Origin of the sequence: Mycobacterium sp. (assembly GCF_035314665.1) — a bacterium.
Lineage (GTDB): Bacteria > Actinomycetota > Actinomycetes > Mycobacteriales > Mycobacteriaceae > Mycobacterium.
In genome coordinates this window covers 1-7625 of the sequence record NZ_DATFZD010000187.1, presented here as the reverse complement: position 1 = coordinate 7625, position 7625 = coordinate 1, and the positions used below count along the sequence as shown (strand labels likewise).

The 7625-nt window shown below is 64.5% G+C and carries 9 protein-coding genes; 8 read left to right on the top strand and 1 reads right to left on the bottom strand.

Annotated elements, in window-relative coordinates; all coding sequences use genetic code 11:
- Nucleotides 1-186: translation initiation factor IF-1 (infA, locus tag VKI00_RS14720; RefSeq protein ID WP_324438538.1), on the bottom strand; the 186-nt coding region annotated here is incomplete at its 3' end.
- Between the two features lie 248 nt (nt 187-434).
- Between infA and VKI00_RS14715 the strand changes: the two genes are divergently transcribed.
- From VKI00_RS14715 to VKI00_RS33800, 8 genes are all read left to right on the top strand, one after another.
- Entirely contained in the window at nt 435-2111 is a 1677-nt protein-coding gene (locus VKI00_RS14715) for an FAD-dependent oxidoreductase (protein WP_324438536.1), read from the top strand.
- Nucleotides 2108-3613, top strand: a complete 1506-nt coding sequence (locus VKI00_RS14710; RefSeq protein WP_324438533.1) for an ATP-binding protein — start codon at nt 2108-2110, stop codon at nt 3611-3613. The genes VKI00_RS14715 and VKI00_RS14710 overlap by 4 nt, the downstream gene beginning before the upstream one ends.
- A gap of 28 nt (nt 3614-3641) precedes the next feature.
- Entirely contained in the window at nt 3642-4502 is an 861-nt protein-coding gene (locus VKI00_RS14705) for an LLM class F420-dependent oxidoreductase (protein WP_324438531.1), read from the top strand.
- Nucleotides 4503-4522: 20 nt separating this feature from the next.
- Entirely contained in the window at nt 4523-5389 is an 867-nt protein-coding gene (locus VKI00_RS14700) for an LLM class F420-dependent oxidoreductase (RefSeq protein ID WP_324438529.1), read from the top strand.
- 26 nt (nt 5390-5415) lie between these two features.
- Nucleotides 5416-6411, top strand: a complete 996-nt coding sequence (gene rfbB, locus VKI00_RS14695) for a dTDP-glucose 4,6-dehydratase (protein WP_324438527.1) — start codon at nt 5416-5418, stop codon at nt 6409-6411.
- Between the two features lies 1 nt (nt 6412).
- The gene (rfbC, locus tag VKI00_RS14690) at nt 6413-7015 is read left to right on the top strand and encodes a dTDP-4-dehydrorhamnose 3,5-epimerase (protein ID WP_324438526.1); all 603 of its coding nucleotides are present in this window, start codon (nt 6413-6415) and stop codon (nt 7013-7015) included.
- Between the two features lie 99 nt (nt 7016-7114).
- On the top strand, nt 7115-7330 hold the full coding sequence (locus VKI00_RS14685; protein WP_324438540.1) for a deoxyribodipyrimidine photolyase: 216 nt from the start codon (nt 7115-7117) through the stop codon (nt 7328-7330).
- Between the two features lie 153 nt (nt 7331-7483).
- A partial coding sequence (locus VKI00_RS33800; RefSeq protein WP_414687197.1) for a DUF6611 family protein occupies nt 7484-7625 on the top strand: 142 nt, incomplete at its 3' end.

The window sequence follows — 7625 nt, the reverse complement described above, 5'->3', positions numbered from 1 at the left end:
GTCGTAGGGAGACAACTCCACCACCACCCGGTCCTCGGGCAGGATGCGGATGTAGTGCTGCCGCATCTTGCCGCTGATGTGGGCAAGCACCTTGTGGCCGTTCTCCAGCTCAATGCGGAACATCGCATTGGGCAGGGGCTCGACCACGCGGCCCTCGACCTCGATGGCGCCGTCCTTCTTGGCCATACTTTCCAGAAATCCTCGTCTTTGGTTTCGTTGCTTCTACGCCCGGATCGGCGCAGCATTCGCTGGCTTAACAACGTGAGCCGGTGACAGGAAATTCCTAGAACTGGGCACGCAAGAAACCAGCGCGATGACGCACCGTTGGTCCACGATACCCGCTCATTACCGCTGGCCAAAATCGCTGTGGGCGGAATCGGGACCTGCCAACCTGACCCCACGCACGGTCCCTGACAAGCGCATACTTAACGCCAATGACCAACCCCGCTAGTGCTGATCCCCACACCCGTAAACCGGTGATCCTGACCGTCGACGACGATCCCGCAGTATCCCGGGCGGTTGCCCGGGACCTGCGTCGCCACTACGGCGAGGCCCACCGGATCGTGCGGGCGGAATCCGGCCCCGACGCGTTGGAAACCCTCAAGCAGCTCAAACTGCGCGGTGAGACGGTCGCAACGCTGGTCGCCGACTACCGGATGCCGCAGATGACCGGCATCGAGTTCCTCGAGCACGCGATGGACCTGTATCCGTCGGCGCGACGGGTGCTGCTCACCGCCTACGCCGACACCCACGCCGCCATCGACGCGATCAACGTCGTCGACCTCGACCACTACCTGCTCAAGCCGTGGGATCCGCCGGAGGAGAAGCTCTACCCGGTCATTGACGCCCTACTGGACGCGTGGAAGCTGGCACCGGAACACCCCATCCCACACACCAAGGTGATCGGACACCGCTGGTCGGCGCGGTCCTGGCAGGTGCGCGACTTCCTGGCCCGCAACGGGCTCTACTACACCTGGTTCATGGCCGACGACCCCGACGGCGAACAGCTGTTGCGGGCGGCCGGCGAAGACGGCCTGCGGCTTCCGGTCGTCGTCACCGAACGCGGCGACACCCTCATCGAGCCCAGCGACGCCGAACTGGCCGACACGTTGGGCTTGAGTTCCACGCCGTCGCAGGAGTTCTACGACCTGATCGTTGTCGGTGGCGGACCCGCGGGCCTGGCCGCCGCCGTCTACGGCGCTTCCGAGGGGCTGCGCACGGTGCTCATCGAACGCACCGCGACCGGCGGTCAGGCCGGCCAGAGCTCGCGGATCGAGAACTATCTCGGCTTTCCGGACGGGGTGTCGGGCGGCCAGTTGGCCGATCGGGCCCGCAGACAGGCGGAGAAGTTCGGCGCCGAACTGATCACCGCCCGTGCGGCCACCGCCCTGGAGGTCAACGGGTCCAAGCGCACCGTGCAGTTCGCCGACGGCGGCTCGATCGACGCGCATGCGGTCATCCTGGCCACCGGCGTCGCATACCGGCAGCTGGCGGCAACCGGCTGCGCCGAACTGACCGGCCGGGGCATCTACTACGGGGCCGCCGTCTCCGTCGCGTCGGATTGCCAGGAGGAAGAGGTCTACGTGGTGGGCGGGGCCAATTCCGCCGGTCAGGCCGCGATGTATCTGTCCCGCCAGGCCAACTCGGTGACAGTCGTCGTGCGTGGCCCATCGTTGGAGGCGTCGATGTCGTACTACCTGATCCAGCAGATCGAGCAAAACCCCAAGGTCACCGTGCGCACCTGTACCGAAGTTCAGTGCGCCACCGGAGACGATCACCTGGAGAAGCTGACCCTGATCGACAACCGGACCGGCGTTACCGAGGACGTCAGCTGCGGCCGGATGTTCATCTTCATTGGCGCCGCACCGGGCACCGACTGGCTGGACGGGGTCGTCGCCCGCGACGACCGCGGCTTCATCCTCACCGGTCCGGACCTGCGCAACGTCTGCGGCTGGACGCTCGATCGTCCGCCGCATCATCTGGAAACCAGCGTGCCGGGCGTGTTCGTGGCCGGCGATGTGCGCGCCGATTCCGCCAAACGGGTCGCGGCCGCGGTCGGCGAAGGGTCGATGGCCGTGATGCTGGTCCACCGCTACCTGGCGGAATCATGACCGCAAAACTCCCGTGTGACGCCGACGAGCTGCGCACCCTGTTCCTGTTCGAGGCGCTCTCCGATGAGCAGCTCGATACGCTCTGCGTTGCCGGGCATATTCAGGAATTCCAGCCGGGACCGATCATCGTCGAGGGCGAGCCGGCGACCTGTTTCTACGTTCTGATCGACGGCGAGCTAGCAATGTCGAAGCTCTCCGGCGGTCAGGCCATCGAGACGAACCGGACGTCCCAGCGCGGCGTGTATTGCGGTGCCTGGCGGGCGTTCACCGGCGGGACCCAAAAGCTCTACGACGCGTCGGTGCACGTGACCAAGCCGTCGCGGTTCTTTGTCATGGACGCGCCGGTGTTCGCCAAGTTCATGAAGGACCAATTTCCGATGGCGGTGCACCTGCTCGACGGGATCGCCGTGGGCACCGATCGAACCCGCCGGATCATCGACAACCGGGAGAAGCTGCTCGCGCTGGGCCGGTTGTCGGCCGGGCTGACCCATCAGCTGAACAATCCCGCCGCAGCCATCGCACGGGCCGCCGACGAGCTGCGCGGCCGGATCTCGCGCATGCGCGGGAAACTGGCGATGCTTGCCGACGGCAGCGTCTCCCCCGAAACCCTGAACGCTCTGGTGCTGCTGCAGGACGCGGTCGCCGAGCACGTCGCCAAATCGGCGTCGCAGCACCTGACCGCGCTTGAGACCGCCGACCGCGAGGACGCCGTCGGCGAATGGCTGGAGGACCACGACATCGACGGCGGATGGGACATCGCGCCGACACTCGTCGAAGGCAACATCGACACCGACTGGCTGGAGCGGATTGCCGCGACCGCCGAGGAGTTGGATGCTTCGGCTTCGGTGGAGGAGGCGATCCGCTGGATCAGCTACACCATCGAGAGCGAACTTCTGATGAACCAACTTTTGGAAGCAAGCAAACGGATTTCGGCACTGGTCGCCGACGCCAAGCAATATTCCCGGATGGACCGGGCCCTCTTCGATGTGGCCAATGTGCACGAACTGCTGCGCAGCACGCTGGTGATGTTCGCCGACCGGTTGACCAAAGACGGCGGCAAGCCCGGCGCGATCACGGTGGTCAAGGAATTCGACCAATCGCTTCCCGAAATCCCTTGCTTCCCAGGGGATCTCAACCAGGTCTGGACCAACATCATCGACAACGCGCTGGCAGCGATGCGGGATCAGGGCGGTACGCTGACCGTTCGCACCGGTAGGGAAGGTGAGAAACTGGCCCGGATCGAGATCTGCGACACCGGACCGGGTATCCCCGCGGAGGCGCGCGAGCACATCTTCGAGCCGTTCTTCACCACCAAACCGGTCGGCGAGGGCACCGGCCTCGGGCTGGATTTGGCGTGGAACATCGTCGTGAAGAAACATCGCGGGGATTTGCGGGTGGAGTCGGTGCCGGGCAACACCCGCTTCATCGTGTTGCTGCCGCTGGAAAAACCGCGCGTCGAGGATTTGGCGGATCCCGACCTGGATGCAGAACTGGCGGAATAGCGACCTCAAACGACCGGTTGGAGAGACCATGACTGATACTCAGGCTCGTTCCACGAGTGGCCCCAACCTCGGTCGGTTCGGATCGTTCGGCCGCGGCGTCACCCCGCAGCAGGCCAAAGAGATTGAAGCCCTGGGCTACGGGGCCGTCTGGGTAGGCGGCTCACCGCCGGCCGAGTTGGAGTGGGTCGAACCCATCCTCGAAGCGACGACCACGCTGCAGGTCGCCACCGGCATCGTCAACATCTGGTCGGCGCCCGCCAAGCCGGTCGCCGCGTCTTTCCACCGCATCGACAAGGCTTATCCCGGGCGCTTCCTGCTGGGCATCGGCGTCGGGCATCCCGAAGCGGTCAGCGAGTACCGCAAGCCCTACGACGCGCTAGTCGAGTACCTGGACCGCCTCGACGACTACGGCGTGCCCGCCGAGCGTCGAGTGGTTGCCGCGCTGGGCCCGCGGGTACTAAAGCTTTCTGCGCAACGCAGCGCCGGAGCTCACCCCTACCTGACCACGCCGGAGCACACGTCGTACGCCCGCGAACTGATCGGCCCGTCGGCGTTTTTGGCGCCCGAACACAAGGTGGTACTGACCACCGACGCGGAACAGGCTCGCGCCGTCGGGCGTAAGGCACTCGACATTTACCTCAATCTCGCCAACTACCTGAACAACTGGCGGCGGCTGGGTTTCACCGACGACGACATCACTCGCCCCGGCAGTGACCGCCTCGTCGACGCCATGGTCGCCCACGGCACGACCGACTCGATAGCCGCACGTTTGAATGAACACCTCGACGCGGGCGCGGACCATGTGGCCGTTCAGGTGCTGACGAAGAATGAGAACCTGGTTCCGGCGCTGGCCGAATTGGCCGGATCGCTTGGACTGAAGCAGTCGTGACGAAGCAGAGGGGGACCTAGATGGCCGAGGCAGTATCGCTGAAACCCGACCTAGGGCGGTTCGGCGTATTTCTGGCCTTCCGCTCCGTGGCACCCGAGCTGGCCGCGCAAATCGAATCGCTCGGTTATGGCGCCGTCTGGGTCGGCGGATCGCCAGATGCGGAGTTGGAGTGGGTGGATCCTGCTCTGGCGCAGACTAATTCGCTGCAGCTGGCCACCGGGATCGTCAATATCTGGTCCGCGCCGGCGCCGGTGGTCGCCCAATCCTTCGAGCGTGTCGAAAACGCCTATCCCGGAAGGTTTTTGCTGGGCATCGGGGTGGGCCACCGTGAGCACACCGAGGAGTACGTGAAGCCCTATGACGCGCTGGTCGGTTACCTCGACGAGCTCGACAACGCGATGGTGCCGACCAGTCGTCGAGTGCTCGCGGCGCTGGGCCCCAAGGTCCTGAAACTCGCCGCCGAGCGCAGCGCGGGCGCGCATCCGTATCTGACGACGCCGCAACACACGGCCAAGGCGCGCGAAGCGATGGGTCCTTCGGTGTTCTTGGCACCGGAGCACAAGGTGGTGCTCACCACCGACGCTGACGAGGCGCGCCGGATTGGGCGCGAGACCGTCGACCACTACCTGGGCCTGAGCAACTACGTGAACAACTGGCTGCGGCTGGGGTTCAGCGAAGACGACGTGCGCAGGCCCGGCAGCGACCGGTTGATCGACGCGGTGGTTGCCTACGGCACACCGGAGGCCATCGCGCAGCGGCTCAATGAGCATCTGGAGGCCGGCGCCGATCACGTGGCGATCCAAGTGCTGGGCGGCTGGACCCCGGAGACACTGCTGCCCGTCCTGAGCGAGCTGGACGGTCCGTTGGGGCTGAAGCCCGCAAGCTGATCGGGCCGCTCGGCTAAGGTGCCAGTATGCGGCTGCTGGTCACAGGTGGAGCTGGCTTCATCGGTACCAATTTTGTGCATGCCAGTGTGCGTGAGCATCCCGATGATGTGGTGACGGTGCTGGACGCCATGACATACGCCGGCAGCCGCGAATCGCTGGTTCCCGTCGAAAACGACATCCGGCTGGTCGAGGGCGACATCACCGACGCCGGGCTGGTGTCCCGGCTGGTCGCCGAGTCCGACGCGGTGGTGCATTTCGCGGCCGAAACACACGTCGACAACTCATTGGCCGACCCGGCAACGTTTCTGCGGGCCAACGTGATCGGAACGTTCAACGTTCTGGAGGCGGTACGCGAGCACGGGGTGCGGCTGCATCACGTCTCCACCGACGAGGTCTACGGCGATCTTGCCCTCGACGATGCCGCGCGGTTCACCGAGTCGACGCCCTACAACCCGTCAAGTCCGTACTCGTCGACCAAGGCCGCCTCCGACATGTTGGTCCGAGCCTGGGTGCGCTCCTACGATGTGCGCGCGACGATCTCGAACTGCTCCAACAACTACGGCCCGTATCAGCACGTCGAGAAGTTCATTCCCCGCCAGATCACCAGCGTGCTCACCGGGCGCCGGCCCAAGTTGTACGGCAAAGGGGCCAACGTGCGCGATTGGATTCACGTCGAGGACCACAACGACGCGGTCCGGCGAATTCTCAGCCGCGGCCAGATCGGCCGAACCTATCTGATCGGCGCCGACGGCGAGCGCGACAACCTATCGGTGCTGCAGACGCTGCTGGAGCTGATGGGCCGCGATCCCGACGACTTCGACTATGTCGTCGACCGTGCCGGCCACGACCTGCGCTACGCCATCGATCCCACCCCGCTGTGCACCGAATTAGGTTGGGCACCGAAGCACACCGACTTCACCGAGGGCCTGCGCGCCACCATCGACTGGTACCGCGACAACGAAACCTGGTGGGCGCCGATGAAAGCCGCCAGCGAAGCACGGTACGAACAACGGGGACAGTGACATGCAGGCTCACGAACTCGACATCGCCGGCGCGTGGGAGATCACGCCGCGACTGAATTCCGATTCGCGTGGTCTGTTCTTCGAATGGCTCACCGACCGCGGGTTCACCGGGTTCGCCGGTCACCGGCTCGATGTCCGGCAGGCCAATTGTTCGGTATCGGCGGCCGGTGTGCTGCGCGGCCTGCATTTCGCTCAGCTGCCACCCAGCCAGGCAAAGTATGTGACCTGCCTGGCCGGCTCGGTGTTTGATGTCGTCGTCGACATCCGGGTCGGTTCACCGACTTTCGGGCACTGGGACTCGGTGCTGCTCGACGACCACGACCACCGCACGATTTATATCTCCGAAGGCCTCGCACACGGTTTCCTTGCGCTACAGGACAACTCGACGGTGATGTACCTGTGCTCAGCGGAATACAACCCGCAGCGCGAACACACCATCACCCCCACCGATCCGACGCTGGCAATCGACTGGCCGACCGGGCACGAATTGCTGTTGTCCGACCGCGACGCAGCGGCACCCACTTTGGACGAGGTCCGCGCCGCCGGTCTGCTACCGAGCTGGGAGGAAACCCAAGCGTTCGTTCGAGGCTTGCCTGACAGCTGAACGACGCGTTTTGATTCCGGCTTTCGCGGGTACTCGCGTCCGAAGCACGCCAGTGAGAACTCGTGCGGCACTGAGGAGGTCATCATTCTTCACCAATTGGTGCTGGCCGCATCCAGCCAGCCGGAAGCCGCAGGATTTATTCTGCGCGGTATCAAGGGCATTTTCGTCGCCATTGGCAGCGTTATCGCGGCGATCATTTGCGGAGCCGTCGCCGCAATGAAGGGCCGCAACCCATTGGGTTGGGGCATTCTTGGACTGTTCTTCAGCATTCTGACGCTGATCGTGGTGATCGTAATCCCGTCCAAGAAGAACTGACGCAAGCGCTTCCACACCTAGAAGCAGAGGCCGCGCAGGAGGTTCTCGGCCGAGACGCGTTTGATAAGGATTCGTAAAGGTTTGACCCTTCAGGTGTAAGGATGCCGTTTAGCTGGGGGGTCGGCGTCTCAAATTTCGCGTACGCCTGATTTCATGCGCAACGCCCAATACCAACCCGTTGAACCAGGCGCGCGGTGGTTTTCGCGGGTGCTCGACGGTGACCGACCGTGGGGATTTTATGACGTCAAAATCAGTCAGTACGCTGTTCGGCGCTACCGGTTGATCATCTACCCAC